Origin of the sequence: Enterococcus sp. DIV1096b (assembly GCF_050498765.1) — a bacterium.
Lineage (GTDB): Bacteria > Bacillota > Bacilli > Lactobacillales > Enterococcaceae > Enterococcus_D > Enterococcus_D entomosocium.
The window spans coordinates 506,303-532,594 of the sequence record NZ_JBMHEK010000001.1 but is presented as its reverse complement, the minus strand read 5'-3'; the positions used below and the strand labels follow the sequence as shown (position 1 = coordinate 532,594).

General features: G+C 44.3%; 22 protein-coding genes. 4 read left to right on the top strand and 18 right to left on the bottom strand.

Annotation, left to right across the window (positions count from 1 at the left end; translation table 11 throughout):
* Positions 1-115 precede the first annotated feature (115 nt).
* Complete coding sequence (locus tag IGJ17_RS02475) at positions 116-424, top strand: hypothetical protein (RefSeq protein ID WP_429947032.1); 309 nt, start codon at positions 116-118, stop codon at positions 422-424.
* A 674-nt stretch (positions 425-1,098) separates the two neighbouring features.
* Here IGJ17_RS02475 and sufB read toward each other — a convergent pair.
* The 13 genes from sufB to IGJ17_RS02410 form a co-directional block, all read right to left on the bottom strand.
* Positions 1,099-2,490 (bottom strand): Fe-S cluster assembly protein SufB, encoded by a 1,392-nt coding sequence (sufB, locus tag IGJ17_RS02470; RefSeq protein ID WP_005232103.1) that lies wholly within the window; start codon positions 2,488-2,490, stop codon positions 1,099-1,101.
* A 29-nt stretch (positions 2,491-2,519) separates the two neighbouring features.
* Positions 2,520-3,014, bottom strand: a complete 495-nt coding sequence (gene sufU / locus IGJ17_RS02465) for a Fe-S cluster assembly sulfur transfer protein SufU (RefSeq protein WP_005232105.1) — start codon at positions 3,012-3,014, stop codon at positions 2,520-2,522.
* Positions 2,992-4,236: a cysteine desulfurase gene (locus IGJ17_RS02460; protein ID WP_061053721.1), complete on the bottom strand. Its 1,245-nt coding sequence runs from the start codon at positions 4,234-4,236 to the stop codon at positions 2,992-2,994. Before IGJ17_RS02460 ends, sufU begins: the two co-directional genes overlap by 23 nt.
* The gene (sufD, locus tag IGJ17_RS02455) at positions 4,233-5,537 is read right to left on the bottom strand and encodes a Fe-S cluster assembly protein SufD (RefSeq protein ID WP_087664855.1); all 1,305 of its coding nucleotides are present in this window, start codon (positions 5,535-5,537) and stop codon (positions 4,233-4,235) included. Before sufD ends, IGJ17_RS02460 begins: the two co-directional genes overlap by 4 nt.
* A 13-nt stretch (positions 5,538-5,550) precedes the next feature.
* Positions 5,551-6,324: a Fe-S cluster assembly ATPase SufC gene (gene sufC, locus IGJ17_RS02450; RefSeq protein ID WP_005232112.1), complete on the bottom strand. Its 774-nt coding sequence runs from the start codon at positions 6,322-6,324 to the stop codon at positions 5,551-5,553.
* Between the two features lie 227 nt (positions 6,325-6,551).
* Positions 6,552-7,094, bottom strand: coding sequence for a GNAT family N-acetyltransferase (locus tag IGJ17_RS02445; RefSeq protein WP_008376042.1), 543 nt, complete (start codon positions 7,092-7,094; stop codon positions 6,552-6,554).
* Between the two features lie 60 nt (positions 7,095-7,154).
* Positions 7,155-7,811, bottom strand: a complete 657-nt coding sequence (locus tag IGJ17_RS02440) for a DUF624 domain-containing protein (RefSeq protein ID WP_429947027.1) — start codon at positions 7,809-7,811, stop codon at positions 7,155-7,157.
* An 11-nt stretch (positions 7,812-7,822) separates the two neighbouring features.
* Positions 7,823-8,695, bottom strand: a complete 873-nt coding sequence (locus IGJ17_RS02435) for a carbohydrate ABC transporter permease (protein WP_005232123.1) — start codon at positions 8,693-8,695, stop codon at positions 7,823-7,825.
* 13 nt (positions 8,696-8,708) lie between these two features.
* Complete coding sequence (locus IGJ17_RS02430; protein ID WP_005232126.1) at positions 8,709-9,611, bottom strand: carbohydrate ABC transporter permease; 903 nt, start codon at positions 9,609-9,611, stop codon at positions 8,709-8,711.
* Between the two features lie 86 nt (positions 9,612-9,697).
* Positions 9,698-10,969: an ABC transporter substrate-binding protein gene (locus IGJ17_RS02425; protein ID WP_429947026.1), complete on the bottom strand. Its 1,272-nt coding sequence runs from the start codon at positions 10,967-10,969 to the stop codon at positions 9,698-9,700.
* Positions 10,970-11,014: 45 nt separating this feature from the next.
* A complete protein-coding gene (locus tag IGJ17_RS02420; RefSeq protein ID WP_086316854.1) occupies positions 11,015-12,166 on the bottom strand; it encodes a glycoside hydrolase family 88 protein in 1,152 nt (383 codons plus the stop codon).
* Positions 12,150-13,991, bottom strand: a complete 1,842-nt coding sequence (locus tag IGJ17_RS02415) for a DUF2264 domain-containing protein (RefSeq protein ID WP_429947024.1) — start codon at positions 13,989-13,991, stop codon at positions 12,150-12,152. Before IGJ17_RS02415 ends, IGJ17_RS02420 begins: the two co-directional genes overlap by 17 nt.
* Complete coding sequence (locus IGJ17_RS02410; protein WP_086332977.1) at positions 13,954-14,376, bottom strand: hypothetical protein; 423 nt, start codon at positions 14,374-14,376, stop codon at positions 13,954-13,956. The genes IGJ17_RS02415 and IGJ17_RS02410 overlap by 38 nt, the downstream gene beginning before the upstream one ends.
* Positions 14,377-14,554: 178 nt before the next feature.
* Here IGJ17_RS02410 and IGJ17_RS02405 point away from each other — a divergent pair, with 178 nt between their 5' ends.
* Positions 14,555-15,598, top strand: a complete 1,044-nt coding sequence (locus tag IGJ17_RS02405; protein ID WP_275626403.1) for a LacI family DNA-binding transcriptional regulator — start codon at positions 14,555-14,557, stop codon at positions 15,596-15,598.
* A gap of 59 nt (positions 15,599-15,657) precedes the next feature.
* Here the strand turns inward: IGJ17_RS02405 and IGJ17_RS02400 are convergent, their stop codons facing one another.
* Entirely contained in the window at positions 15,658-17,325 is a 1,668-nt protein-coding gene (locus IGJ17_RS02400; RefSeq protein ID WP_275626404.1) for a heparinase II/III family protein, read from the bottom strand.
* Positions 17,322-18,170, bottom strand: a complete 849-nt coding sequence (locus IGJ17_RS02395) for a hypothetical protein (protein ID WP_034878078.1) — start codon at positions 18,168-18,170, stop codon at positions 17,322-17,324. Before IGJ17_RS02395 ends, IGJ17_RS02400 begins: the two co-directional genes overlap by 4 nt.
* Before the next feature lie 169 nt (positions 18,171-18,339).
* Between IGJ17_RS02395 and IGJ17_RS02390 the strand changes: the two genes are divergently transcribed.
* On the top strand, positions 18,340-20,175 hold the full coding sequence (locus IGJ17_RS02390) for a DUF2264 domain-containing protein (protein ID WP_429947023.1): 1,836 nt from the start codon (positions 18,340-18,342) through the stop codon (positions 20,173-20,175).
* A gap of 248 nt (positions 20,176-20,423) precedes the next feature.
* On the opposite strand, the gene IGJ17_RS02385 is transcribed toward IGJ17_RS02390, so the two are convergent.
* Together IGJ17_RS02385 and IGJ17_RS02380 are read right to left on the bottom strand one after the other, a co-directional pair.
* Complete coding sequence (locus IGJ17_RS02385) at positions 20,424-20,909, bottom strand: hypothetical protein (protein WP_429947022.1); 486 nt, start codon at positions 20,907-20,909, stop codon at positions 20,424-20,426.
* 91 nt (positions 20,910-21,000) lie between these two features.
* On the bottom strand, positions 21,001-21,768 hold the full coding sequence (locus tag IGJ17_RS02380; protein WP_034878082.1) for an AraC family transcriptional regulator: 768 nt from the start codon (positions 21,766-21,768) through the stop codon (positions 21,001-21,003).
* A gap of 101 nt (positions 21,769-21,869) precedes the next feature.
* Between IGJ17_RS02380 and IGJ17_RS02375 the strand changes: the two genes are divergently transcribed.
* On the top strand, positions 21,870-23,402 hold the full coding sequence (locus IGJ17_RS02375; RefSeq protein WP_429947021.1) for an alpha-N-arabinofuranosidase: 1,533 nt from the start codon (positions 21,870-21,872) through the stop codon (positions 23,400-23,402).
* 245 nt (positions 23,403-23,647) lie between these two features.
* Here IGJ17_RS02375 and adhE read toward each other — a convergent pair whose 3' ends face one another.
* Positions 23,648-26,239: a bifunctional acetaldehyde-CoA/alcohol dehydrogenase gene (adhE, locus tag IGJ17_RS02370; RefSeq protein ID WP_010748754.1), complete on the bottom strand. Its 2,592-nt coding sequence runs from the start codon at positions 26,237-26,239 to the stop codon at positions 23,648-23,650.
* Between the last annotated feature and the right edge of the window lie 53 nt (positions 26,240-26,292).

The following is a 26,292-nucleotide window of genomic DNA, read 5'->3' as shown; positions in this document are numbered from 1 at the left end:
ATTGCTCACTACTATTTTATCCATTTGTCTATTAAAATGGATTTACCAAATGAATAACGAATCCTTGACTGTTGAGATAACGCTAGTATTTAATCGAAAGGAAAGGTGATTTTTTATGAAAAGAATTTGTTTTGTCTTAGTGTTGAGCAACGGATTATCTTACACACCATTAACTCCTTGTGTTCTTTATCAAAGAGACACAAGCCTCAAAGACTATTTTTCACCGTTTTACGATGTTTCAATCAATTATCTGAGAGATAAAGATACTGTTGATTACTTGGTTCTTCCTGAGCCATTCGCTCCTTTTGATAATGAAAATAACCTCCCCATCATAAAAGTTCCTTCTAAATTTTTTCTGACTAAAGATTTTGAAAAAATTAAGGCGTACATTGATGACTATTTTAAAGAAAACGTGGATAAGTAATACTAATCTTCGATCGTTTTAAGCTCTTACTGATTGATACCGTTATCAATCAGTTTTTTCGTCGGATTGTCAACTTATTTTGGGACGAGAAAACAGTCCGAATATTCTAAATTTATTCTTTTGCGATAAAATTATTCCAATATAGATAATAAGGTAATATTTATTTGGTAGCTCTCAATTATTCTTATACTTAGCTGAGGGCATCACTTGCTTGACCAAAAAATTCAATGATCGAATACGGGCTAACGGTTTTAATTTAACTTAAAGGGGTTTTAGTTTTGACAGACGAAAGATGGTTCCAAATAAGAAAAAGACGAAAGATAGAATTATATGTTTGTCTTTTAGTCGTTTTCCCAATGGTCTATGGGCTATGGTTCAACATAGTTTTTCTTGTACAATATACTGCACTACTTTTTTGTATCGCAGTTTTAACAGCAATTTATGAACTCGGAAAACTATTAATTGATAAAACTCTAAGAAAAAGGTAGTAATGTTCAATCTATATTTTGTAGGTTGGACATTACTACCTTTTTCTTGAAGGAATTTAATAACAATAAGCCTAAAGAAGATACAAAAAGGAGCACTCCTTAGAGTACTCCTTTTTCATTATTTTATGGAAAACAGTAACATACTAATCAAGTCAATGAAGCTTTGAATGTAATAGTGTACCCCTATTACCCCACAGACCCTTCCATCTCATAACTAATCAACCGGTTCAATTCGACTGCGTATTCCATCGGTAATTCTTTGGTGAATGGTTCGACGAATCCCATAACGATCATTTCGGTTGCTTCGCTTTCGGAGAGGCCGCGGCTCATTAGGTAGTATAGTTGTTCTTCTGAGATTTTGGAGACTTTGGCTTCGTGTTCTAGGGACACTTGGCTGTTGTGGATCTCATTGAATGGGATGGTATCAGATTTCGATAGGTCATCCATGATGATGGTGTCACACTCGATATGGGAGATAGAGCCTGCGCTCTTCTTGCCGAAGGTGACTTGTCCACGGTAGTTTACTGCACCGCCGTCTTTAGAAATTGATTTTGAGACGATGGAGCTGGAGGTGTTTGGTGCATTGTGGATCATTTTTGCACCGGTATCTTGGATTTGGTTGGCACCTGCAAAGGCAATGGAAAGCATCGTGCCTCGTGCGCCTTTGCCATCAAGATACACACTTGGGTATTTCATGGTTGTTTTGGCACCTAGGTTGCCATCGATCCATTCAACGGTAGCACCTTCTAAGGCTTTGGCCCGTTTGGTTACTAGGTTGTAGACGTTGTCTGACCAGTTTTGAATGGTGGTGTAGCGGCAGTAAGCGTCTTTTAGGGTGAAAATTTCAACGATAGCTGCATGCAAACTATTGCTTGAGTAGGTTGGGGCGGTACAGCCTTCAACGTAATGGACGCTGGCGCCTTCGTCAACGATGATCAATGTTCGTTCAAACTGACCGGTATTTTCGGCATTGATCCGGAAATAGGTTTGTAATGGCACATCGACACGAACGCCTTTTGGTACATAGATAAAGGTACCACCTGACCAAACGGCTGAGTTTAAAGCAGCAAGCTTGTTATCGGTTGGTGGGACTAATTTTGAAAAGTATTGTTTGAACAGCTCAGGGTATTCCTTCAAGGCTGAATCGGTATCGGTAAAGACGATGCCAAGTTTTTCAAACTCTTCTTTCATGTTGTGGTAAACGACTTCTGATTCGTATTGGGCAGAAGCGCCAGCCAGGTATGCCCGCTCGGCTTCTGGAATACCAATGCGCTCAAAGGTCTCTTTGATTTTTTCTGGTACGTCATCCCAATCACGGGCAGGACGATCACTTGGTTTTTGGTAATATTTGATGGCATCAAAATCGATGTCAGACAGGTCTGGGCCCCAGTTTTGCATGGGCATCTTGTTGAAGGCTTCAAGAGACTTCAAGCGGAACTCAAGCATCCATTCTGGCTCTTGCTTGACCCGTGAGATTTCACGGACGATGTCTTCGGTCAATCCTTCGCCGGTACTAAAAACAGGCTGCACGTCATCGTGGAAGCCAAATTTATATTCTTCTAATTCGGGTACACCCATGGTTCTCACTCCTTTTGTAGTGTGGTTGTCTATTCGCTGGTTTCTTCAGTGTCAGATTCATTGGCGTGGCTGTGACTGACAGATGCTTGTGTACTGTCGGCAGCAATGGCTTTTTCTAATGCTTTCCAAGCTAAGGTCGCACACTTGATGCGTGCAGGAAACTTCGCCACACCCCCAAGCATGGAAGCATCGCCTAAACGATCGCTTTGGGGAATGTCATTTCCTTGGACGAGCTCAGAAAACAAGCCTGAAAGTTCACCAGCTTCTGCTAGTGTCTTACCGATAATCGCATCCCCCATCATGGATGCACTGGCGGTACTGATGGAACAGCCTTCGCCAGTAAACGCGATGTCTTTGATGGTGTCTCCTTCGACAGCGAGCTCCAAGTGGATCACGTCGCCACAGGTAGGGTTATTCAATTCGACTTTGTACGTTGAATCATCCAAGGTGCCCCGATGATGTGGGTGGCTGGAATGATCCAGAATGACTTGTCGATACAAATTATCTAATTTCGTTAGTGCCATGTTGGAAAAACTCCTTCGTCAGCTTGATGGCGTCAACCAGTCGATCGGCGTCCTCTCTTGTATTATACAGGTAAAAGCTGGCCCGTGCAGTCGCTGGGACTTGCAAATAGGTCAAGAGGGGTTGGGCACAATGATGACCTGCCCGTACCGCGATGCCTTCCATGTCTAAAGCGGTGGCAACATCATGAGGATGGATGCCTGCTAGATTAAAGGCGATCACTCCCGTGCGTTTTGCTGCTTCTTGGGGACCATAGATGGTCAAACCTTCAATGGCTTGCAGTTTGGGCAAAACGTAGGCAGCTAAGTCTGCTTCATGGGCGTGGATGTTTTCTAAGCCGATTTCTGTTAAGTAATCGACCGCTGCACCTAAGCCGATCGCGCCGGCAATATTTGGTGTGCCCGCTTCAAATTTCCACGGCAGTTCTTTCCACGTGCTTTCTTGCAGATGGACAAAATCGATCATTTCACCGCCAAATTCGACGGGCTCCATTTGATCCAGCCATTGCCGTTTGCCGTATAAGACACCGATGCCAGTTGGTCCGCACATTTTATGGCCAGAAAAGGCATAGAAATCACAATCCAGTGCTTGGACATCAACTGCCATATGTGGAACAGCCTGAGCACCATCCACCACCATGACGGCTTGGTGCTGATGCGCCAATTTGGTTAGCTCTGCAATCGGATTGATCACGCCTAAAACATTGGAAACGTGCGCGATCGAAACGATGGCGGTTTTGTCTGTGATCTGTTTCTTGGCATCTTCCATGTCCAAGGTGCCTTCTGGTGTCAACTGGATATATTTCAAGGTAGCTTTTTTCCGAGCAGCTAATTGCTGCCAAGGGATGATATTGGAGTGATGTTCCATATAAGAAATCACGATTTCATCGCCTTCATTGACAAAACGGTCGCCGTAGCTGCGGGAGACCCAATTTAAACCAGTGGTCGTCCCTCGAGTAAACAGCACTTCCGCCGTCTCACTCGCATGGATAAAACGGCGAACCTTTTCTCGTGCGCCTTCATAGGAATGGGTCGCCCGTTCTGCGAGGGTATGAACCCCACGATGAACGTTGGCATTGTCTTGATGGTAATAATCGGTGATTGCCTGTAGCACCGCCTCTGGTTTTTGCGTAGTGGCGGCATTGTCGAGGTAGATCAATGGTTCGTCATTTACGAGCTGATCCAAGATGGGAAACGCTTGTTTCACTTTTTGGGCATCGATCATGCGAGCAACTTCCCTTCGATAACGGCAACCAATTCTTGTTGCACTTCTTTGACTGGGATCGCGGTCAAGACGGATCCTAAGAAACCACGAATCACCAAACGTTCCGCTTCTTCTTTGCGCAACCCACGACTCATCAAGTAGTACATTTCTTCTGGATCGACCCGTCCCACACTGGCTGCGTGTCCGGCTGTTACTTCGTGCTCATCGATCAAAAGGATTGGGTTAGCATCGCCACGGGCTTGGTCTGAAAGCATTAGGACACGGCTTTCTTGTTGCGCGTCCGCCCCTTTGGCTCCTTTTAAAATGTGTCCGATACCGTTAAAGGTTAAGACGCCGCGTTCTCTGATAACGCCGTGTTGCAGGATATGACCAATGGAATGCGGTGCTTTGTTGGTTACGCGGGTATCGATTCCTTGTGTTTGGCGTCCAGCACTGATTGCGACCGCTTTGACTTCCGAATGCGCGCCTTCGCCTACAAGATCAGAATCAAAGTCTGCCACGACGTCGCCGTCATTCATGACTCCGATCGCCCAATCTACCATCGCATCTCGTAATACGTAGCCGCGACGATTCATGTACGTAGTAATGTTGACACCTAACTGATCAATCGCAGAGAATTTGACCTTCGCGCCTGCTTTGGCAATTACTTCCACTACGATATTGCCTGACAGTTTTTTCGCTTGGTCGCCTTTGGTTTGGAAACGTTCCAAGTAGCTGAACTCACTGTGTTCATCGGCAACGATCAAAATGTGTTTGAAGAAATGCGCTTGGCTATTGCCATTGTGGTAGAAAATCGCTTCAAGGGGTTCTTCGATCACCACGTTTTTTGGTACATACAAGAACATGCCGCTATTCATAAACGCCGCATGTGCTGCGGTCATTTTGTCTTCGTCCATTGGCACTGCTTTGGTCATATAGTATTGATTAACCAACTCTGGTACTTCTTTCATTGCTGTAAACAAGTCGGTAAAGATCACGCCTTTGTCGATCAACTCTTGCGGTAATTGCTCAAAGATCGTGGTGCCATCGAACTGAACGAGGGTCGGATGGTTATCCATCGCGTCAAAGGCAGGAACTGCGCCTGCCACTTCTTCTTCTGACAAAGCGTACTCACCAGCAAGTGCTTGTTCGTCGATATTGAACAATGGCCAACGCTCGTAACGCACCCGCTCGATTTTTGGAAACGCAAGTTCATCCACTTTCGCAAGGGCTGCTTGGCGTAATTCCAACATCCATTCAGGCTCTTCTTTTAACGCTGAAAAAACGTTGACTTGTTCAAGATAATCCTGTAATTTTGCCATTTACCTTGCCTCCTTACGCTTCTTCTTCTTTGTAGTCGATCCCTAACTCTTTACTGATCCCAGCATAGCCTTCTGCTTCTAGGCGTTTGGCTAAGTCTGCCGAACCGGTCATCACGACACGGCCTTCCATCATGATATGAACCACGTCTGGTGTGATGTAGTTTAACAGACGTTGGTAATGGGTGATGATCAAAGCGCCAAAGCCTTCGCCGCGCATTTCATTGACGCCTTTTGCTACGACTTTCAAGGCATCGATATCTAGACCAGAGTCGATCTCATCCAAAATCGCAAAGGTTGGATCTAGCATCAACAATTGCAAGATTTCATTTCGTTTCTTTTCTCCACCAGAGAAGCCTTCATTCAGATAGCGTTCCGCCATTTCTTCGGGCATATTCAATAAATCCATTTTTTCATCTAATTTTTTCAAGAAATCCATGACAGAGATTTTGTCGTCTTCGTCACGTTTGGCATTGATCGCTGCCCGCATGAATTCTGCATTGGTGATGCCTGGAATTTCACTTGGGTATTGCATCGCCAAGAACAAACCTAAGCGAGCTCGCTCATCCACTTCCATTTCCAAGACGTTTTCGCCGTCGAACAAAATTTCTCCTTCTGTCACTTCATAATTCGGGTTGCCCATGATGGCAGCGGACAAGGTTGATTTCCCTGTACCGTTTGGTCCCATGATGGCATGGATCTCTCCAGTTTTTAACACTAAGTCAACGCCTTTTAAGATCTTTTTATCTTCGATTTGGACGTGTAGATTTTTGATTTCTAAAACTGACATTTCTTTCCCTCCAGTATCTTTTCTTTCTCACTATTTTAGACTAATTGAGAATGAACTTCAAACGCTATTCCCGACTTTTTTAAAATATTTCTAATCTGTACATTGGAATTATTATAAAGTATTACATAGAGATAGTACATGGTTATTGTCTGTAATGCTAGAAATTTTTTTGATTTGTTGTAAAAAAAGAAAAAGGAATACGACATTGGCTGCCGTATCCCCTACCTTCACTTCTGCTGTGCCCATTCTTCTCGCAAGATGCCATACTTGATGGAATCATAATAGGTGCCTTCCCAGAAACGGACTTTGCGGATCTGGGCTTCTTTGGTCATCCCTAGCTTTTCTCCTAGTTTCATCATGCGGTGATTGCCCGACCACGTGGTGTACCCGACACGCTGGATATGAGGCTGTGATTCAAACAACTCATTGATCCACTGGCGAATTGCTTGGCTGCCAATGCCTTGATTCCAAAGGGAAGCATCATAGATGGCTATCCCGAATTCCAACCACTGCTGCAAGGTATTGTCTTCCCAATAAGCGGTCGCGATCCCCACGATTCTACCTTGATAGCTGATCGCTTTACGTAACGGGTTGTCGATACAGCTAGCGCCAAACCCCGTTCGAAATTCTTCCCACGTCAATACGGGGTCTTGGAAATACGGTCCGTCCCATTTTTTCCATTCTAAATCTGCCTTTGGTCCATAGCTGATCGACCAAAGTTCAGCAAGCATTTCTTCGGTAATCGGTTGAAGTGTGACTGTTTCTGCCATTTTCAAGCCCCCCTTTCTCCTAAAAAAAGTCGTCTCCTTTATTCGTAGACGACTTTCTTTCTATTTTATCTGAAATTTCCGTAAGTTTAAATAAAGGAGTCCGAAAAAAAGGACTGGAAAAAGAGTAAAGCCAAATTGCGGCTTCAAAATCAAGGCGACAAAAACGGCAACAAACAAACAGGTTGCTAACAAACTAACAGGCCATTTTTTCAAAGTGAAGAAAAGTGCGGTACGCAGGACATCTTTCTTAGCTGCTTTTGGATTACGCACTTGGAAGTACCACGCGTTGATACTAAGAGCTATGGAAAGCATCCCTAACAAAAGAAAGAAAGGAACGAGCCATTTGCCACTTTCAAATTGAATCGCAAACAGAATATCCACGATCGCAATGACACTCCCCAGCCAGCCGATGAGCCAATAGAGAAACCCGCGCACGGCAAAGGTTCGTAAAAAGTAGCAGAAATCTTTTACTGGATCGATGTCTTTGTGTTCTGCAAAGCGATCGATCGCAGCCAGGAGGCTGATCATGCTTGGACCAATCAGCAAGAGTGCCAATGCAAACCAAAGGAGGTTTCTAGGATCGACTGCCAAGAACATTGCCGTGAGGGTGTAGGGTGTGTTCACGACCCAAAAACTGATATTCAGGGCAAAGCCAATATATAGCCAGCGGAAGATCCGCATGTAAAGATTGTTTTCAAAGGTAGGTTTGGTAAACATGATTGATCACCTCAATTTTTCATTCCCGAAGTAGCGATTCCTTCTACGAAGTATTTTTGCATTGCTAAAAAGACGATCGCCACTGGCAAAATGGAGACCACAGATGCTGCCATGATCAGGGCGTACTCGGCATCATATAAGCCGACAAACATTTTCAACCCTAACTGAATGGTTTTGTTTTCGGTTGAGGAGAGGTAGATAAATGGTCCCATATAATCATTCCATGTATTGACGAAGGTGATGATGGTCAGACTCGCTAAAGCGGGCTTCGTCAGTGGTAGAATGATTTTTCGATAGATCCCCCACTCACTCAAACCATCGATCCGCGCACTTTCACACAGTGAATCAGGAATACTACTATAGTATTGTTTCAACAAAAAGACGCCAAAGGCACTGAAGGCTTGTAAGAGGACCAAAGACCAAAGCGTGTCTGTCAGCCCGAACTGGCGCATCATGATGAACTGAGGAATCATATAGGATTGCCAAGGAATCGCAATCGTACCGATGTATGTCAGAAACAACAGGTCGCGTCCTTTGAAATGCATCTTCGAAAACCCATAAGCCGCAAAGCTAGAGGTAAACAGTTGGATCAAGGTAATGATGACGCTCAAAAATGCTGTGTTCTTGAAAAAAGTCAGCAAAGGAATGCGATCCCAGATCACCGTATAGTTTTCTGGGTGCCAACTTTTTGGAATCCATTGGATCGGTACGCTAAAAACATCGTTATTGGTCTTAAAAGAAGCAGAGATCATCCAGAGAAACGGGATCAGTGTCACTAACGCGAGAAATGTTAATAAAAGAATCAAGGAGACACTGCCGACCGACAGCTTGGCTTTTTGTTTTGGTTTGGCTTGAACATTCTTTTTACTCAGTGTATTTTCCATCTGTACTCCCTCCTTACACCCGTTCTTGTCTTTGGTTCCACTTAAACTGGATCACCGTGATGCCCAAAACGATCACAAACAAGACCATGGCGATCGCAGATGCGTAACCAAAATTAAATTTCACAAACGCTTCGTTGTAAATTTGATACACCAAGACATTGGTGGCTCGACCGGGTCCGCCGGCAGTCATGACTTGGACCAAATCGAAGATCTTGAAACAGTTTATGACCAGCATGATCGAAACAAAGAAGGTCGTTGGTCGTAAGGACGGCAACGTCACGTTGCGAAACTGCTGCCACTTGTTGGCCCCATCGATCGAAGCCGCTTCATACAATTCCTTTGGCACACTTTGTAGCCCTGCCAAGTATAAGATCATGTAATACCCCATGCCACGCCAGACGCTGACTATGATGATCGCCGTCAAAGCCCAATCAGAGCTGGAGGTCCAACCAGGAGGATTTTCAATAAAAAATTTCAAGAACTGATTGATTGGTCCCATCGTTGGGTGAAACAACATGTTCCACACGACAGCGATCGCAACTAACGAGGTGACATAAGGAAAGAAGAAGGCAGTACGGAAAAACTTCATTCCACGTACTTTTTTATTCAATAAAATCGCTAAGCCTAAGGAACATACTAACGTTAATGGAACGACGCCAATCGTATAGAGAAAGGTGTTCTTTAACGAGATCCAAAAGGTGTCGTCCCCTAGCATTTTGCTGAAATTTTTCATTCCCACAAATTCAGGCGAACTAAAGGAATCCCATTCCATGAAAGCCAGAATCAATGAGAACACAACTGGCACTAAGGTAAATAAGAAAAAGCCGATAAAGTTCGGTGCAATAAAAGACAGCGCGGTTAGCGTATTTTTGCGTTTCAACTTATTGGCTGCTTTTGATTTTGAGGTTATTTCCATATTTGTCTCCTGCTGCTTGCCAGCAGGCCCCCTTTCATTAATAAAGAGAAGGAACTTTTTTGCCCAAGTCCCTTCTCTCGTTAGGACTATTCGGTTTCAGATTTCACCCTTTTTTCCATATTCGCAATGCCTTCTTTTGGTGTTTCATCCCCTAAAAGGATCAAGTCATGTTCTTCTTGCAAGATTTTGTCGATCGCTGGTCCATTTTCATCGACAGGAAACTCGATCGCGACGGTTTCTGGATTGAAGGCTTTTTTCGATACTTCATCGGCGGGCATGCCTTCACGGGAGAAGTAAAGTTCATCAATGGCATCAGTCTTATACGAAGGAACGACACCGACTTCTGCTAATACTTTGGCGCCTTCTTCACCGGAACAAAAGTCTAAGAATTTTTGCGCAGCTTCTTGATGTTTTGAATTTTTATTGATGGCAAAAGCAGTCGGAGAACCAAATGTCGTTACTTCCCCTTTTTCATTTTGCGGCATTTCCGCAATGCCCCACTCGACATCTGTCTTGCCATCGTCGATATTGGTCATCAATGCACCCATATACCAAGTTCCCATGTACATCATGGCTGCTTTTTCATTTTCAAATTGTGATTGATACGTAACTTTCGTTGATTTTGCTGTCCCAAAGTCCATTTGTGCTTTATCGTCTTGCATCCGCAATGCACGATCATAATATTCTTCTAAGTAGTCGTATTGAGGATCGATCAAGTTGGCACCATTTTGAGCAGCTGCAATCGCTTGAGTAGTAGAACGCCATGTGTGTTGATACGCACCATAAATTTGTTCGTCTGGTTTTGTTAGCTGCTTGGCAAGCTCCTCATATTCGTCCCAGGTGATGTTTGATGGGTAGTCTAAGCCTGCTTCATCGAACATTTTTTTGTTATAATACAAGACCCAAAAATCCGTCCGATACGGTTGTGCATAAGTTTTGCCTTCTACGTCATACATGTCATAGCTTTCTTGCGCTGGGGCAATATCCAATGATCCGATATGGTCGGTGAGATCCACCAATTGGTCCCGCAACGCATAATTAGAGTAAGAAAGTAAATTTTTCATGGTCAAAATATCTGTCGTATCTCCGGAAGAGAGCATGGTCGTCAGTTTGGTATCATAATCATCTGAAGCAATATCGACAGGCTCAACGGTAATGCCCGGATTCGCTTCTTCAAAGGCACGGAATAGTTTTTCGAATTCAGGTGTCGTATCGTAATTCCAAGTGGTTACGGTCAATTTGATGTCGCCATCTTCAGAAGCAGCGGAATCATCTGTCGCTCCGCCTCCACAGGCTGCCAAAGCTGCGATCGTCCCAAACATCGTTGCTGCTAATAAACCTTTTTTCAAAAAGTGCATTTTTATTCCTCCATTAAACATTTTTTTAAAGGGTCGCCCCTAAAACTACCAATAGGAATACCAACTTTGTGACACCCGCATCAGCGCTTCCATGTAATAATAATCGCCCCAGATCATGCATTCATCGACCCCTTTGAGGGAATTCTTGTCATAAACCCCATGCATCAAAAGTCCGTTTGATTCGGGATGGTCGATCGTTGTATAGTTTTGGGCTAACGATGCCAAGATCGCCAAGGCGTTTTTCTGGTAGGCGGCTTGGTTTGGCTGCGTGATCGGTAAATGTTTCGCCAGTTCTAACAAGCCACAGACTGCGATGGCGGCGGCCGAACTATCCCTTTCTTCCTGACTACCATCGCTAAACACTAAATCCCAATAACTGACCTTGTCCGCCGGTAATTCAGCAATAAAGTAATCCGCAAGGTCTTGAGCAGTCTTCAAGAAACTGGTATCACCGGTGTAAAGGTAACTAAGCGTAAATCCGTAGATTCCCCACGCTTGCCCTCTTGCCCAGCAGGAATCATCAGCATAGCCTTGTTGGGTATTGCCGCCGATCGCCGCTCCAGTTTCAACGTCGAAGTAATAGGTGTGGTACGTCGTGGCGTTGTCTCGCACGATGTATTTCTGGGTCTGCTTGGCATGAGCATAGGCTGCTTTTTTGTAGGATTCATCCCCGGTCATTTGGGAAGCAAAATACAATAGCGGCAAATTCATCAAGCAATCAATAATGATGCGCCCCCGTTGTTGCGGATCATCGAGATTGCCCCACGCTTGAATGATCTGGGCTTTGGGTGAGTAACGGGCCATTAATAGATCGGCGGCGGCAATCGCGAGTTTTTTCGAAGATTCCCGTCCGTTCACTCGATAGTCGGCAATCGCAGTCAAACTATACAAAAACCCGATATCATGGGTTTCTAGTCCAATTCTTTGGTTCAATCGTTCTTGGAAAGAGTGCAGCTGTTTTTCGATGGTTTCATCAAATTCTGTTGATCCCGTCAGTTCTTTACTCAAAAACAACATGCCAGTCCAAAAACTCGCCGTCCAATCATGGTTGGCTTCTGGTCGATAGACAAGCTGTTCACTTGCTGCAGGTGGGACCAACGTGTCAAAGGTCTTAGTATTCTTTCTTACTTGATTAACGGTGAAGTCGATTTGCTCGGCTACCCATTGTGATAGCTGTACGTCATAGCTGGTTTCCATTTTTTCCTCCTATTCGCTCAACCTGGATCATATGTCCGGATTGATTGATCGTAATGTTGTTTGTTGTCACTTCGACGGTCACTGCTTGTTCTTGTTCTTGTGGAAGCAAGCCGGTGACGAGGGAAACGAACAGGTGCTTTCCCGCTTGTCGTTGAGCAGTTAAATACGGCAGCCAAGTTGCAGGATACAAGAGGTTCGTATTGGGCTCCGTTCGTAAGACATCGCTCGTTTCATAGCCAGCGATCACCTCGATTTTCGAATAGCCGATCGATGTTCGTACCGCAGCGCTGCTTGCGGTTTTTTCAGTGATGGCAGTTGCCTCTTTCGGTGATGAAAACCCACCCTCATAGAAAGAAAGGGCGCGCTGAGAATTGATCTCATGAATGCGAAGGTGACTGCCTATCAGTGGAATGATCGTTGTTTTTATCTTCACGTCTTCCCACGGATCCCATTCATGAATGATCCGATCAGGTAAAAGCTGATACTGGCGATCCAATCCTTTGGTGCGAAAGTAATGGTCATCTTCTGACAAAGCCAATGTGTTGTCATAATTTCCTTCATAAAACCAATAATTGCTCTTGGGCACGCTATTGCCAAACGTCGTTGAGTAGACAAATTTGCTATATTTGCTGCTGGCATGACTTTGATAGTTGATAAATTGTCCTGCAGGAAACATCAAGGCATGCGTCAAGTCTTGATTGTGTTGATAAAAGTTCTTACTGATGGGATGAGCCAGTGTTCTTTCAGCGATCGCTAATGGCGTGGGAGTGGCTTGCCAATAGGGATGCTCCTTTGGTACCGCTAACAAAAGAAAGGTTTTTAACGCCCAATAAGGCGAACCTGGTGCATTGTAACCTTCGGCAAAGATCAGATTCTGGTACGAATAGCCGACCGTCAGTATCCCTTCGGAAGTAAAAATGTCTTGCTGCATCCACTGATGCAGGTGACGACTGATCAACCCCTTGATCTCTCCCCATGGCAATGCTTCAACATCCGCAAAAACCAATGCGCTGAAGAAAGAAACTTGCGCAAAGCGATACGTCAAACTTCGACCAAAAGGAACGGCGGCACCACCTGCTGCAAACCAATGCTTGAAGGTTTGAGCAAAATCGGTGGCTCGTTGTTTGAACTTCGTTGCCCTTTCAAGATCTTCAGGGACAAATCGACAGTACAGAAGACTATAGTAGTGGATCGCAAAAGATACATAATAATCGATTTGAGTGGCTACTCCGTCACAGTACCATCCTTCCCCTAAATAAAAGGTCTCGATCAATGCCAAGTCAGCATCGATTTTTTCTTGAGAAAAGCTGCTGCCACAACGCTTCATGGCTACATTGACGAGAACCCGAAAGAAATGCCAATTGTTTGCAGGAATTTCTCGTTGATTGACTTGGATCAGCCACGCATGGAGATCATCTTTTTGGCGTTGGGATAAAACATCCCACGTTTTTTCTTTGTTTAATAGTAAAAAAGTACTTAGCGAAGCCATTTCCACGATTCGTTGGTCGAAGTCTTCCACAACACCCCAATAATCGGGACTCTCTGGATCTGTACCCGCAATAATTCCTGAGAGATAGGTTTCCATGAATGAATCTTCTTGCTGGGTTAGATAAGGCGCGAGTCCCCAAAGTGGTCGCAAGAACGCTTCAAGTTCCTGTACCTCTTTCTCATAGACAGTCCCATGGCTGCCTAAAGCCAAGTATCCGGGACGACTGCTTGCAAAAGCGGGTTTGAGTTGATCCATGATCGTTTTGAAGCCGGCTGCTACATCTTCATAACTTTCAAATTTATTCTTTTTCAATTGCTGCAGCTTCTGTGATTGCATCCGCATCCTTCCTTTCAATCAATGTCGCTTTAATAAACCCATAATATTCTCCGTAGATCGTCACCACTTCTTGTAGTTTCAATTGCTGACTTTGTTCATTGAATACTTGGTACTGTCCAGCCGCTGTTTCTAAAATAAATCGATCCCCTTTCTCAATGTCTGCTGTTTTCGCATCACTCTTCACGATGGTGCCAGATAGCTTCACGAATTCATGCAACTGGACGACACCTTGCGAAAAATCTTCGTCAGAATAACAAAGCGCTCGTTCTTTTAATTGCTTTTCGCTGCTTTGGGAAAATGCTTGCGTCTGCGTTGCTTCATTTGGAGAACAAGCAGTCAACCCCATAAGTAGACCCAGGATAAATAACGAATTAATCCACTTCATTCATGCCACCCTCATTTTTTAAAACGCTTTCTTCATTTCAAATCATACTTTTTTTTAGGAAAATAATCAATAGTTTTTCCTAAAAAAAGTAAAATTTTTACTTGAGGGCAATTTCTCTCTTGGTTTTTTTACTAAAAAGAAATATACTGAAGAGGAGAAGCATTGGAGGAGGGATTCTATGGCTACGATTACCGACATAGCGACCATAGCTGAGGTATCAATATCAACCGTATCACGGGTTCTGAACTACGATCCTAGTCTTTCAGTGACCGAAGAAACCAAACGAAAGATTTTCGAGGCAGCTGAAAAACTAAATTATACGAAATACAAAAACAAGCAAAAGCAGCGTGAACTACCAGTGGATGTACCAAAAAAACACAACAAATCGATCGGGATCGTTCAGTGGCGGATGGATGATGAAGAATTGGAAGACATTTACTATATGTCGATTCGTTTAGGTGTGGAAAAACGCGCCGCCGAACTGGGTTGTGATCTGTTAAAAATCTCCAACCTTGATGAGTCAGTGATCCAGTCCGTCGACGGCTTACTGGCGATCGGCAAGTTTACAGAAGAGCGGGTCAAGAAGCTCCATGAGCTACACCCCAACCTCTGTGTGATCGGCAGTAACTTTCCGCTGGATGACTACGATTCTGTCAATACCGATTTTACGCAAGCAACCGAGTTGGCTCTTTCTCACTTGATGGGACTTGGTCATCAAAAAATCGCCTTTATCGGCGCCGAGGAAAGTCAAAATATGTATGGGTATCGGCGGTACAAAACGCCAACGGTCAACACCTATGTCGATATGATGCAGCATTATCAGCTGTTTGATGAGGATTATTTCATCGTGAAAGAAAATAGTCGTTTGGATGTCCAAACGGGGGAAGAATTAACGGAGCAGGCATTGGCTTTGTGGCAGGATCACTTGCCGACTGCGATTTTGGCAGCCAATGATGCCTTTGCGATCGGGGTCATTCATACGCTAACGGCTCATGGAATCAAGATTCCTGAAGACATCAGTGTTATGGGCATCAACGATATTTCGGTGTCACGTTATGTCTCTCCACCCCTTTCTTCGGTCCAAGCATTTACTGAAGAGATGGGTGAAACGGGGTTAGAGCTACTCTATAACCGCATCGAAAATCCTGGGATCGCCAGACGAATCTTTTTAAGTACCCAGCTGGTGATTCGTCAATCTACCGCAAAACCAAAAGAAGGGTGAGAAGCTGCGGTGTCTTCTTGCATTGATCAACGTCATTGCAAGGAAGCACCGCATCCTTCTCACCCTTTTTTTATTTTAATGGTCGTTTTGATTTCCCCTGTCTGCTCAAGCGCGTATTCGGCTTGGATCAAATACACTTGTGCCTGTACACCATGGTGGTCTTGATAAGTGACTGGCTGTATTTGGATCTTATCACTGGTAAAACGAAGAACACAGCGTGCTTTTTTTGTCATTAGTTGAACGGTCTTATTTTGCACCATTGGTGGTATGTTCGTGATGAAGTTTTCTACCACTAGATTCTTTGGTTGGTGCTCGGCAAAGACAAAATGGTCTTCGATCGTTACTTGTTGTTGCGAGACAATGAAGCGCCGCTGGCATTCAGTAACCGCTGCTTTCGGATAGAACGCACTGAGGTCTAAGTCAAATTGCTGGTCATTGACCTGCAGCACCGTTGCTTCCTCGGCTGTTGCGCGTTGGGTATGCTGATTGATGATCGGCAGCGAATGACTGATTGCGGCTGCGGGAAAGTAGTGATAGCGCGTGTTGTCATCAAAATACTCTTTCGTGTATTCCCCTGCACCAAGGTCCGTCAGAAACAACTCCTCCGTCGTTCCTAAGACAAAATGACCGACATCGAGATGATTGTGGCTTTCTTGATTGCTCCCCCCTTTGGCAGCAAAAAAGAGATCCTGCTGCACATCTTTTGCCATGAACCACTGCGCTTGTTCAAAATAGTGATGAAACGAGGCATTCGTTTCTCGTGTGATCGCTTCGTTATGCCAATACAAATTTCGATAGCTATGGGCAAACCGGTAGCAAGGATCAAAATCTAACGGACTGACCCCCGATAATTGGGGAACCGCCACGCCCAAATGCTCGTAGCAATAACTGACCAAACCACTAGGCAGTTCGATCGCCGAATAATCAGAAAAAGGAATGTAATGCCCTGGAGAAATCATCGTGTAATAAGGAAAAGCGGCAATTTTTCTGATTTTAGGCTGCTTTAGGTAGGTGTCTTCTTGCAATACTTCTGCTAACAATTGCGCATAATACAGAAAATAACCAAACCCATACGCCCAGTATCCAACACCTTCTACACAAGCACCATCTTCGCCAAAGCTGTTAAGATAGCTTTGCATTGCGGTATCCAATCGTTTGATCATCCGCAATTGTCGCTCACTTTTTTTCGGCAATACATAGAGCGCCGTCATTCCAAGACAGCCACCAATGACCGCGGACCAATTGTTCTCTTTTGTCTCCCACTCCCAGGTTTGCTCCTCGAAGGGTAAAAAAAGCCGTTGATCGATCTCATACAACACTCGTTCTGTGATGACTGGTGAAAGGTCTCCCCCAATCAGCATCAACAATTCCGCTAAGGATTGCCCAGTTTCAGCTGCAAAAAGATCGACTGTGTGGCGCGCTTGCGAAGAAAACTGGCCATCGACAATCGGCAGATGCGCTGGCAGACACCATGTATATTCATTGCAGATTTCCCAAATCACTTGCTCCAGCAGCACTTTGATCGCTGCCTTACGCTCCATTTCATAAGCAAGTCCTAAAACCACCAACATCCGTCGGCGGGCAAAATAATGGGATTCGAAGACAACACGATTCCCCGATTCGAGATACTCTTGATAGCCTTGATAAGGCAAATAGGGAATCTCACCAGTGTCAAGATAAGCCTGTGCCGCCTGTAAAATTTCTTCTTTTACCTCTGCTGGATTCACGCGTTTTCCTCCTGAATAGAGCGTCCGAAGACTTCGATTTGGGTCAACGCTGGAAATGGTGAGGGATCGTCATTTTGGATCAGTTCATGCAATTTTACCCAAGTGACCGTTCGCGGCTGGAAAGAAAACCGTTGAGGCTGGCTGCTTTTGACCGTATGCAAGATTTCTTGACTCCCATCGGAAAACGCCAACGTGACTTGTTGCCAATAGCTATCATGGGGAAAATCCGCCCGTAACGTAAGCGCACATTGGTCGATGCTGACCTCATGACCAAAGTCGATCGTCAAAGCGGCATCTGCTTGTTGATTGATCCCCCATGAGCCATAGGGATAATTGCCATGAGACGTATTGGCAAAAATGCCATCAATAGCGTTACAAGCGAAAAACGTCGCATCATCTCTTGTTTCAACATTGGCATGGGCATGCGGATAGGCACCCAAGAATTCTTTTTGATCATGAGGGTTTAAGGCGACGTTGCGGTAAGCCGCTAGTTCTTCTTTTGTTGCTACCCGCACACTCAAATAGTGACTTTTCCCAGCAAAACGGCCTTCTGGCGCAGCTTCTTTGGCATTTTTACTAAGATTTACGGGGTAGATCCACTCGTTGCCTTTGATGTACACCAAAGTAGTCGCCAGCGTTTCATCGAGTGTGACCCACACAAATTGTCCGCTGCGTGAGAGCGAAACAACGATTTTATCTCCGTCCTCGTAACAACACTCTTGGGATGCCAACGTGACAAAGTCTTCCGCCGTCGCTTGCAGAAGGGTAGATTCACTTTCAGGTGCTCGTTTGCCTTGTTTTACTTGATGCTTTTGGTCATAAATCGTTAAGGAAATCTGGGTCATTGCATGTAGCTCCTCTCGTATTTTCTCCATTATAGCGATGTCGACAAAAAAATGTAACTGTTTCCAGCGATTTTTTACTATTTTTTTACTTAAAACCGAGAAATGCAACAGTTTCCATTTCTTTATTTTACTAAATAAAGTAAAATAACAACTAAAAGGAGCTGTTTGCATGAGAAACTTCCAAGAAGCATTAAGTAAGAACCCTCTTCGAACCAAAACCGATCTAGAAGAGGCCCTTGTTGATCTGGTCACTCCCATATACGAATGTATGGCACAACAAGGAACTCCCGGGAGGGTCCACCTAGGAAATTCAGGAGCGGTGTACACTCAGGAAAAGAGTGACATCGAAGGCTTTTTACGGACACTCTGGGGATTGGGCCCATTGTTCAGCCAAGAAGAAGCGTGTCTTCGTTTCCCAAAACTTTTTCAACAAGCCAATGCCGGGATCGTTGCAGGCACCACCCCGACCTCTCAGGAGTACTGGGGAAAATTGCATGACTATGACCAATTGTTTGTGGAAATGGGTGCCCTTGCTAGCTATTTGATTTTTACCAAACCGATCTTTTGGGATCGCCTCACACCAAGAGAGCAAACGAATCTCTTTGATTGGCTCAACCAGATCAATCAGCACACGATCCCTAAAACCAATTGGCTCTTCTTTCGGATTTTAGTCAATACCTTCTTTGAAATGGCAGCATTGCCTTTTGTAGAAACCACCCTTTTGGCTGATCAAGAAGAGATCGAGAGGTATTACTTAGCAGACGGCTGGTATTTTGATGGCTATGAAAATCAAATCGACTATTATATTCCTTTTGGGATGCAATACTACGGACTCCTTTACAGTGTTCTTACCTGTCGTTCCCAATGCCCTTATCAGTTTAACTACCGTCAAAGAGCCGCTACGTTTGCTCAATCCTTTAAGCAGTGGTTCACAAAAACCGGTGCGGCATTACCTTTTGGCCGTAGTCTAACGTATCGGTTTGCGCAATCAAGTTTCTTTGCCGTCGGTGCTTTCGCCGATATAGAATATGAAGGCTTCACAAAAAATGAAGGAAAATATTTACTGTTACAAAACATGCGTTACTGGTTTCGCCAACCAATCTTTACGCAAGAAGGCTTTTTAAGTATTGGCTATGCCTACCCCAACCTAAATATGGCTGAAGGCTATAACGCACCAGGATCGCCTTATTGGGCTTTCAAAAATTTCTGTGTATTGGCAATCCCAGCGGATGCTGAATTTTGGACGCTTGAGGAGCAGGTGCCAACCTTTGCCACACAGGTGCGCAATCTTCATAGTCGGATGCTCTTGGTGCATAACCAAGAAGGCACAGAATTGCAAGCTTTCACGGTGGGGCAGCATTCCCACGAACATGCTCACGGCAATGCCAAATACGAAAAGTTTGTCTATTCGACAACGTTTGGGTTTAGCGTACCGAAAGCAACCGTTTTATTGAAACAAGGTGCTTATGATAATACATTGGCGATCTCAGAAGGGCAGACGGATTTTAAAACGGCTTTTGGTTATGAAGCCTTTGCGATTGAAGATGACTACGTCTATAGTCGCTGGCGTCCCTACGAACAGGTCATCATCGAAACCTTTGTGATTCCGATGTATCCTTGGCATCTGCGTTACCATCGGATTCAAACGGATCGAAGGTTGCAACTGGTCAATGGCAGCTTTGCAGCACCGGCTGATGGTACTGCGTTTTCTAGCAAAGAAGGCACCTTTTATCAAAGCTCGGTTGGCTGTGTTGGTATCAAAACCTTCGCGACGCATCAAGAGGGTACCCTCTTGATGCCAGAACCCAACACGAATCTACTTTATAGTCGAACAGTCATCCCTCAAGTAAGCAAAACCGTTCTCGCCGGACAACAGGAATGGCTCGTTGCGTGTTTAGGCAATGCCTTTTCTGATCAGATCCCACCCTTTGATGTCACTATCACAGCGGACAAAATAACAATGAGCAAAGGGAATCAGAGAAAAACTATTCAGCTTAACTACTAGCAAAAAATTATTGGCAAATGCTAGTAGAAAAGCTACCGAAAACACCTTTCTGATTTACGGGATTGAAGAATGCCCCCCCCAGAAGTTCGATTTCAGTCTAAGGTTTCAGCGTCGGTACCTTCTGATCTCTACGTTTCTATTGGCAAAGAGCAAAAAAATACTTGTACCACAAAACGGTTCTTCACGCATTGTGAAGCGCCGTTTTTTTTTTGGTACAAGTGATTCATGTTTTGATTGACGATCAGTGCTTATTTCCCGAAAAGCTTTTGGAGAAACCCTTTTTTCTCAGGGACTTCCTTTGTCTCAGTCACCTGAAGCGGTCCAGTTTCCTTCACGACTTGCTGAAAACCACGATTGTCTTGCAGCAACAGACCGTTTAGTTCCAAAATCCCAGTCAGACTGCCAATCATCCGCCGCACCTCTCCCGCACTTTTGCCAAAAAAGCGCTGGTCGTCGTTTGCTTCGGCTTCTTCCAAAATGACCAGCAGCTGCTGGATGCTTTGATTTTGTTCACCTAAGACGTACGACAACTGGTCAACTTCCACTGTTGTAGTTGCCGCTGACGGTACTAAATCCGTTACGAGCTTTAAGCTATCTAAATAATCCTTTAAGTCAAAAATGAACGTTTGTGCTGCTTCATTATTCATTAATTGGCTTTGACCCAATTCCCTTTGTAGCGCTTCCAATTCGCTTGAACGTTTAGAAAGTTCGCTTACGATCGTTTCTGTATCCATACGCCACCTCCTAATGACATTGTCCCGTTTTCTCTTGCATCCGTCAAGAATTCGTCGGATTTTTTTCAGCGTTTTTACCGATCAGACCTGCCTATTGCTCCTGTTGGTACTTTGTCGGTGCACAGCCATAGCGCTTCGCAAAGAGCCGATTAAAATGGTTGATATTTTGGAACCCAGATTGAAACGCCGCCTCTCGAATCGTTAGTGTTTCGTTGCTGCGTAAATAAAAAAACTTTTGAAACCGAGCTTGCAATAAATCTTCTTTGGGCGTTGTATGAAAAAACTGTTGATAGAGCTTATAGAATTGGCTTTTACCGATGGAAAGCTCTCGGCTAAACTGGGAAAAATCCCATTGCTGCTCACAATTGACTAACATTTTCAACCGCATCGCTTGAAACAGTTGATAGTGTTCGTGTTGTGGTTGCGGGATGCTTTCTTCAAAACTGCGTTCAAGTAAGACCAATAGATTTGTCATATACGCCGCGATCAATTCTTCCGTGTGCCGTTGCGGCAACAAGGATTCATGATTGATCTTTTGGATCAATTTGTTGATTTGTTGAATGTTTTTCGGCTGGAACAGTTGGTTGCAAGGGATCGCATAGGTTTCTTCGATCACCTGATCCGTTTGAAACTCAACAAAGCTATTAAAAAAATCTTCTTTGCCACGATAATCTTGATAGACGGTTGGAGGAAAAAGAATGCAGCTACCTTTTTCACTAGTTTCTTGATGACCATCTTCAAAAGTGAAAACCATTGGAGACAACGTCAACACGAAAAGATAATGCTTTAAGCCAGAGGGTCGATAAATATGATCGGAAACAGCATTGTGCATTTGAAATCCTGAATAGGTTACGTTCAACTTCTCACTCCTTCCTACTTGCCTTTAGTATAAAGAAAACGGACAAAACGTCAATAGAATAAGACAGAATGTAGTGTTTATTTTCATGGACTATCGCTACAATGAAAGAAAAGAGAGGGGTTGCAAAATTGAAGAAAACTACGATGTATTTAGACAAACACTTTATTTTGGCACCAGTCGACGAACGGATCTACGGCTCTTTTGTGGAGCACTTAGGGCGCTGTGTGTACGAAGGGATCTATCAACCAGAAAGTCCTTTTGCCGATGAGCAAGGCTTTCGTCAAGATGTCGTTACCTTGATCAAGCAGTTGAATGTGCCGATCGTCCGTTACCCAGGAGGCAACTTCGTCTCTGGGTATAAATGGGAAGATAGCGTCGGACCTAAAGAGCAACGGCCAGCAAAAATCGATTTGGCCTGGCGGGTGATCGAGAGCAATCAGTTCGGCTTAAACGAATTTATGGATTGGACCAAAGAAGTCAATACGGCACCGATGATGGCGATCAATCTTGGGACACGAGGAATCGAAGCAGCGAAAAACTTGATTGAATACACCAATTTAAAAGGCGGCAGCTATTATAGTGATCTCCGTCGTACCCATGGGGTGGCCGATCCTCATGACATCAAACTTTGGTGTCTAGGCAATGAAATGGACGGCCCTTGGCAAGAAGGACATAAGACAGCCGATGAATACGGCCGTCTCGCAGAAGAAGCTGGCAAAGCGATGCGTCTGGTGGACCCAACGATCGAAACCGTCGCTTGTGGTAGTTCTTCTCTCACGATGCCGACCTTTGGCATGTGGGAAGATACAGTATTAAGTCATTGTTACGACCAAGTCGACTACATCTCCATGCACCAATATTATGGCAACCGTAACGGCGATAGCCAAGATTATCTAGCAAGCAATGTCGCAATGGATCAGTTCATCAGTCAAGTCGCAGCGATCTGTGATGCGGTGAAAGCCAAACGCCGAAGCAAGAAGACGATCAATATTTCCTTCGACGAATGGAACGTCTGGTATCACTCAAATGAACAGGATCAAAAAATTGAACCTTGGAGTCAACACCCACCACAATTAGAAGACGTCTATCACTTTGAAGATGCGTTACTCGTCGCAAGCATGATGATCACGATGCTTCATCACGCAGATCGCGTTAAAATCGCCTGCATGGCACAGCTGGTCAACGTGATCGCACCGATCATGACTTCCGATACTGCCGCTTGGAAACAAACGATTTTTTATCCCTATGAAATGATCAGCAACTATGGTCGCGGTCACGTGTTGCATAGCATCCTTCGAGGAGCTGATTTCGATAGCAGCCACGGAAAAGCTTCTTATGTGGATGCCATTGCGATCGAAAACGAAGATGACTATTTGACCTTTTTCTTGGTAAATAAGGATTTGCAGGATGCCAACGAATTCACTTGCGACTTGCGTCAATATGATTCATTGCAAATCGCTACCCATCAAGTGTTGCACCACCCAGACTTGCATGCCGTCAATACCGAAGCAACCCCGAACAACGTTGTACCCGTCAATGGAAAAACAGCGGAATTGAATGACGGCATTTTGCGTGTCGTCTTGGAAAAACAAAGCTTCCAGATGCTACGCTTGAAGAAAAACGGCAGCAAGTAACGAGCCTATCTGTTTGAGCAAAAAAGCAGCCGCCTTGGCGATACCCTGAAAAAATGAGACTTTTACGGAGTGGAGACATCCACTCCTTTTTTATGATCCCCCCCTGTTCGATTGCTGTTTTTCGCATTCTTAACTGATCTGGGCAAGGAAGCGGCAACTGCCAGCTTGCTTTCTCAAAAAAAATGAAACGACAAAAGAACACCCTGCGGCAGCTAAGATACCGCAGGGTGTTCTTGATTCATTGTTTAGCCGTTATAGGCATCAACGATGATTTGTTTCAATTCAGAGATTAGTGGTTCTTTTGGATTTGCTGTTGTACATTGGTCTTCGTAAGCCAATTCAGCCATGCGATCGACTGTTGTATCTAGTGTTTGTTGAGTGACGCCTTGCGCCTTCAAGCTCATGTCGATACCCACAGATTGTCCTAATTCGTAAACAGCTGTTGCCAATGCTTCAACCAATTCAGCCGTTGTTTTGCCTTTAAGGCCTAAGAATTTCGCAATGTCTGCGTAATCTGTATCGGCACGGAAGAAATCATATTTAGGGAACATTGCATGTTTTTGCGGGTCTTTGGCATTGTAACGGATGATGTGCGGTAAAAGAATCGCATTTGTACGTCCGTGAGGAATACCATATTCACCACCGATTTTGTGGGCTACTGAGTGACAAATACCTAGGAATGCATTGGCGAAGGCCATACCTGCCATTGTTGAAGCATTATGCATTTTTTCGCGAGATTCCATATCAGGTGTTTTCACTGATTTTTCTAAGTAGTCAAAGACTAACTTGATTGCTTGTAAGCTCAATCCACGAGTGTAATCAGATGCCATTACTGACACATAAGATTCGATCGCATGAGTCAAAACGTCCATTCCAGTGTCTGCTGTAACAGAAGCAGGTACTGACATTACGAATTGAGGGTCAACGATTGCAACATCTGGTGTCAATGCGTAATCAGCTAATGGGTACTTCACGTGTGTTTCACTGTCAGTGATAACCGCAAATGGGGTTACTTCAGAACCAGTACCAGACGTTGTTGGGATACAAACGAATTGCGTTTTTTCTGGTTTGTCGATCTTGTAGGTCCGTTTACGGATATCTAAGAATTTTTGTTTCGCGCCGAAGAATGAAGTATCTGGGTGCTCATAGAACATCCACATGCCTTTGGCAGCATCCATTGCTGATCCACCACCAAGAGCGATCACTGTATCTGGTTTGAAATCAACCATCATTTTTGTTCCAGCGTAAACGGTGTTTGTTGATGGGTTTGGTTCTACATCAGAGAAGACTTCGATTTTCACGTCATTTTTACGACGAGCAAGTACTTCACGGACCGTATCGCAATAGCCGAATTGAACCATACCAGGGTCACAAACGATCATGACACGTTCAACGTTTTCCATTTTCTCCAAGTACATTAGAGAGTTCTTTTCAAAGAAGATTTTTGGTGGCAATTTAAACCATTGCATATTATTTCTCCGTTTCGCTACAGTTTTCACGTTGATCAAGTTCACGGCAGAAACATTTCGTGATACAGAGTTTTTCCCGTATGAACCACAACCAAGTGTCAATGATGGAATCATTTCGTTGTAGATATTTCCGATACCACCTTCTGCAGATGGTGTGTTAACTAAGATACGGCAAGCTTTCATGCGTAGGCCGAAGGCTAATTGCAAGTCTTCGTTTTCAGTGTGGATCACCGCTGTATGGCCTAATCCGCCTAAATCAAGCATTGCTTCACATTTTTCGAACGCGTCTTCTGTGTTGTTTGCTTTGATCATTGCTAAAACTGGAGAAAGTTTTTCTCTTGATAGTGGGTAATCAGCACCGACACCGTCAAGTTCAGCGATCAATAATTTTGTTCCTTCTGGTACGTTGATGCCTGCTAATTTCGCGATTTCCATTGCTGAATGTCCAACGATTGCTGGATTTACGGCATATTTTCCTTCGTTCATCACGGCATCTTCAAGTTTTTGTAATTCTTTTGCTTTTACAACATATACTTGATGTGCTTCAAATTCTGCTTTCACAGAGGCATAGACTTCTTTATCAACGATCACTGCTTGTTCAGAGGCACAGATCATTCCGTTATCAAAGGTTTTTGATACGATCAAGTCATTGACTGCTCGTTTCACTTTCGCTGTTTTTTCGATATAGGCAGGTACGTTCCCTGGTCCAACACCTAATGCAGGTTTACCAGTTGAGTATGCTGCTTTGACCATGCCAGCGCCACCAGTTGCTAATACGATCGCAATTCCTGGGTGGTTCATCAATAAGCCAGTCGCTTCGATTGATGGATGTTCGATCCATTGCACACAGTTTTCAGGTGCCCCAGCAGCGATGGCCGCATCACGAACGATACGTGCAGCTTCTGCTGAACATTTTTGTGCAGATGGGTGGAAAGCAAAAACGATCGGGTTACGTGTTTTCAAAGCGATCATTGCTTTAAAGATCGTTGTAGATGTTGGGTTGGTTGTTGGTGTTACCCCACAAACGACACCAACTGGTTCAGCGATTTCGATCAAGCCTTTTTGTTTGTCTTCATTGATCACGCCGACTGTTTTGTCATGTTTGATACTGTTCCAAATATATTCTGAAGCGTACATGTTTTTGATCGCTTTATCTTCATAGATACCACGGCCAGTTTCTTCTACTGCCATTTTAGCTAAAGGCATGTGTTTGTCTAATGCTGCCATTGCCATTTCATGAACAATGTGGTCCACTTTTTCTTGATCAAAGCTTTCCATTTCTTTTAACGCCACATTTGCCTTCGTTGCTAAATCGTCGATCATTGCTTGTACGTCGATTGTCACTTCTTTTTCCAATGTCTTAGCCATTGTATGTCCTCCTAGTTTTTAAACATGTTTTGTTTGTTAACTACTTCACATAC

Coding starts and splice junctions, on each gene's coding strand:
- IGJ17_RS02475 (WP_429947032.1), top strand. CDS start 116: ATGAAAAGAATTTGTTTTGTCTTAGTGTTGAGCAACGGATTATCTTAC.
- sufB (WP_005232103.1), bottom strand. CDS start 2,490: ATGGGTGTACCCGAATTAGAAGAATATAAATTTGGCTTCCACGATGAC.
- sufU (WP_005232105.1), bottom strand. CDS start 3,014: ATGGCACTAACGAAATTAGATAATTTGTATCGACAAGTCATTCTGGAT.
- IGJ17_RS02460 (WP_061053721.1), bottom strand. CDS start 4,236: ATGATCGATGCCCAAAAAGTGAAACAAGCGTTTCCCATCTTGGATCAG.
- sufD (WP_087664855.1), bottom strand. CDS start 5,537: ATGGCAAAATTACAGGATTATCTTGAACAAGTCAACGTTTTTTCAGCG.
- sufC (WP_005232112.1), bottom strand. CDS start 6,324: ATGTCAGTTTTAGAAATCAAAAATCTACACGTCCAAATCGAAGATAAA.
- IGJ17_RS02445 (WP_008376042.1), bottom strand. CDS start 7,094: ATGGCAGAAACAGTCACACTTCAACCGATTACCGAAGAAATGCTTGCT.
- IGJ17_RS02440 (WP_429947027.1), bottom strand. CDS start 7,811: ATGTTTACCAAACCTACCTTTGAAAACAATCTTTACATGCGGATCTTC.
- IGJ17_RS02435 (WP_005232123.1), bottom strand. CDS start 8,695: ATGGAAAATACACTGAGTAAAAAGAATGTTCAAGCCAAACCAAAACAA.
- IGJ17_RS02430 (WP_005232126.1), bottom strand. CDS start 9,611: ATGGAAATAACCTCAAAATCAAAAGCAGCCAATAAGTTGAAACGCAAA.
- IGJ17_RS02425 (WP_429947026.1), bottom strand. CDS start 10,969: ATGCACTTTTTGAAAAAAGGTTTATTAGCAGCAACGATGTTTGGGACG.
- IGJ17_RS02420 (WP_086316854.1), bottom strand. CDS start 12,166: ATGGAAACCAGCTATGACGTACAGCTATCACAATGGGTAGCCGAGCAA.
- IGJ17_RS02415 (WP_429947024.1), bottom strand. CDS start 13,991: ATGCAATCACAGAAGCTGCAGCAATTGAAAAAGAATAAATTTGAAAGT.
- IGJ17_RS02410 (WP_086332977.1), bottom strand. CDS start 14,376: ATGAAGTGGATTAATTCGTTATTTATCCTGGGTCTACTTATGGGGTTG.
- IGJ17_RS02405 (WP_275626403.1), top strand. CDS start 14,555: ATGGCTACGATTACCGACATAGCGACCATAGCTGAGGTATCAATATCA.
- IGJ17_RS02395 (WP_034878078.1), bottom strand. CDS start 18,170: ATGACCCAGATTTCCTTAACGATTTATGACCAAAAGCATCAAGTAAAA.
- IGJ17_RS02390 (WP_429947023.1), top strand. CDS start 18,340: ATGAGAAACTTCCAAGAAGCATTAAGTAAGAACCCTCTTCGAACCAAA.
- IGJ17_RS02385 (WP_429947022.1), bottom strand. CDS start 20,909: ATGGATACAGAAACGATCGTAAGCGAACTTTCTAAACGTTCAAGCGAA.
- IGJ17_RS02375 (WP_429947021.1), top strand. CDS start 21,870: ATGAAAGAAAAGAGAGGGGTTGCAAAATTGAAGAAAACTACGATGTAT.
- adhE (WP_010748754.1), bottom strand. CDS start 26,239: ATGGCTAAGACATTGGAAAAAGAAGTGACAATCGACGTACAAGCAATG.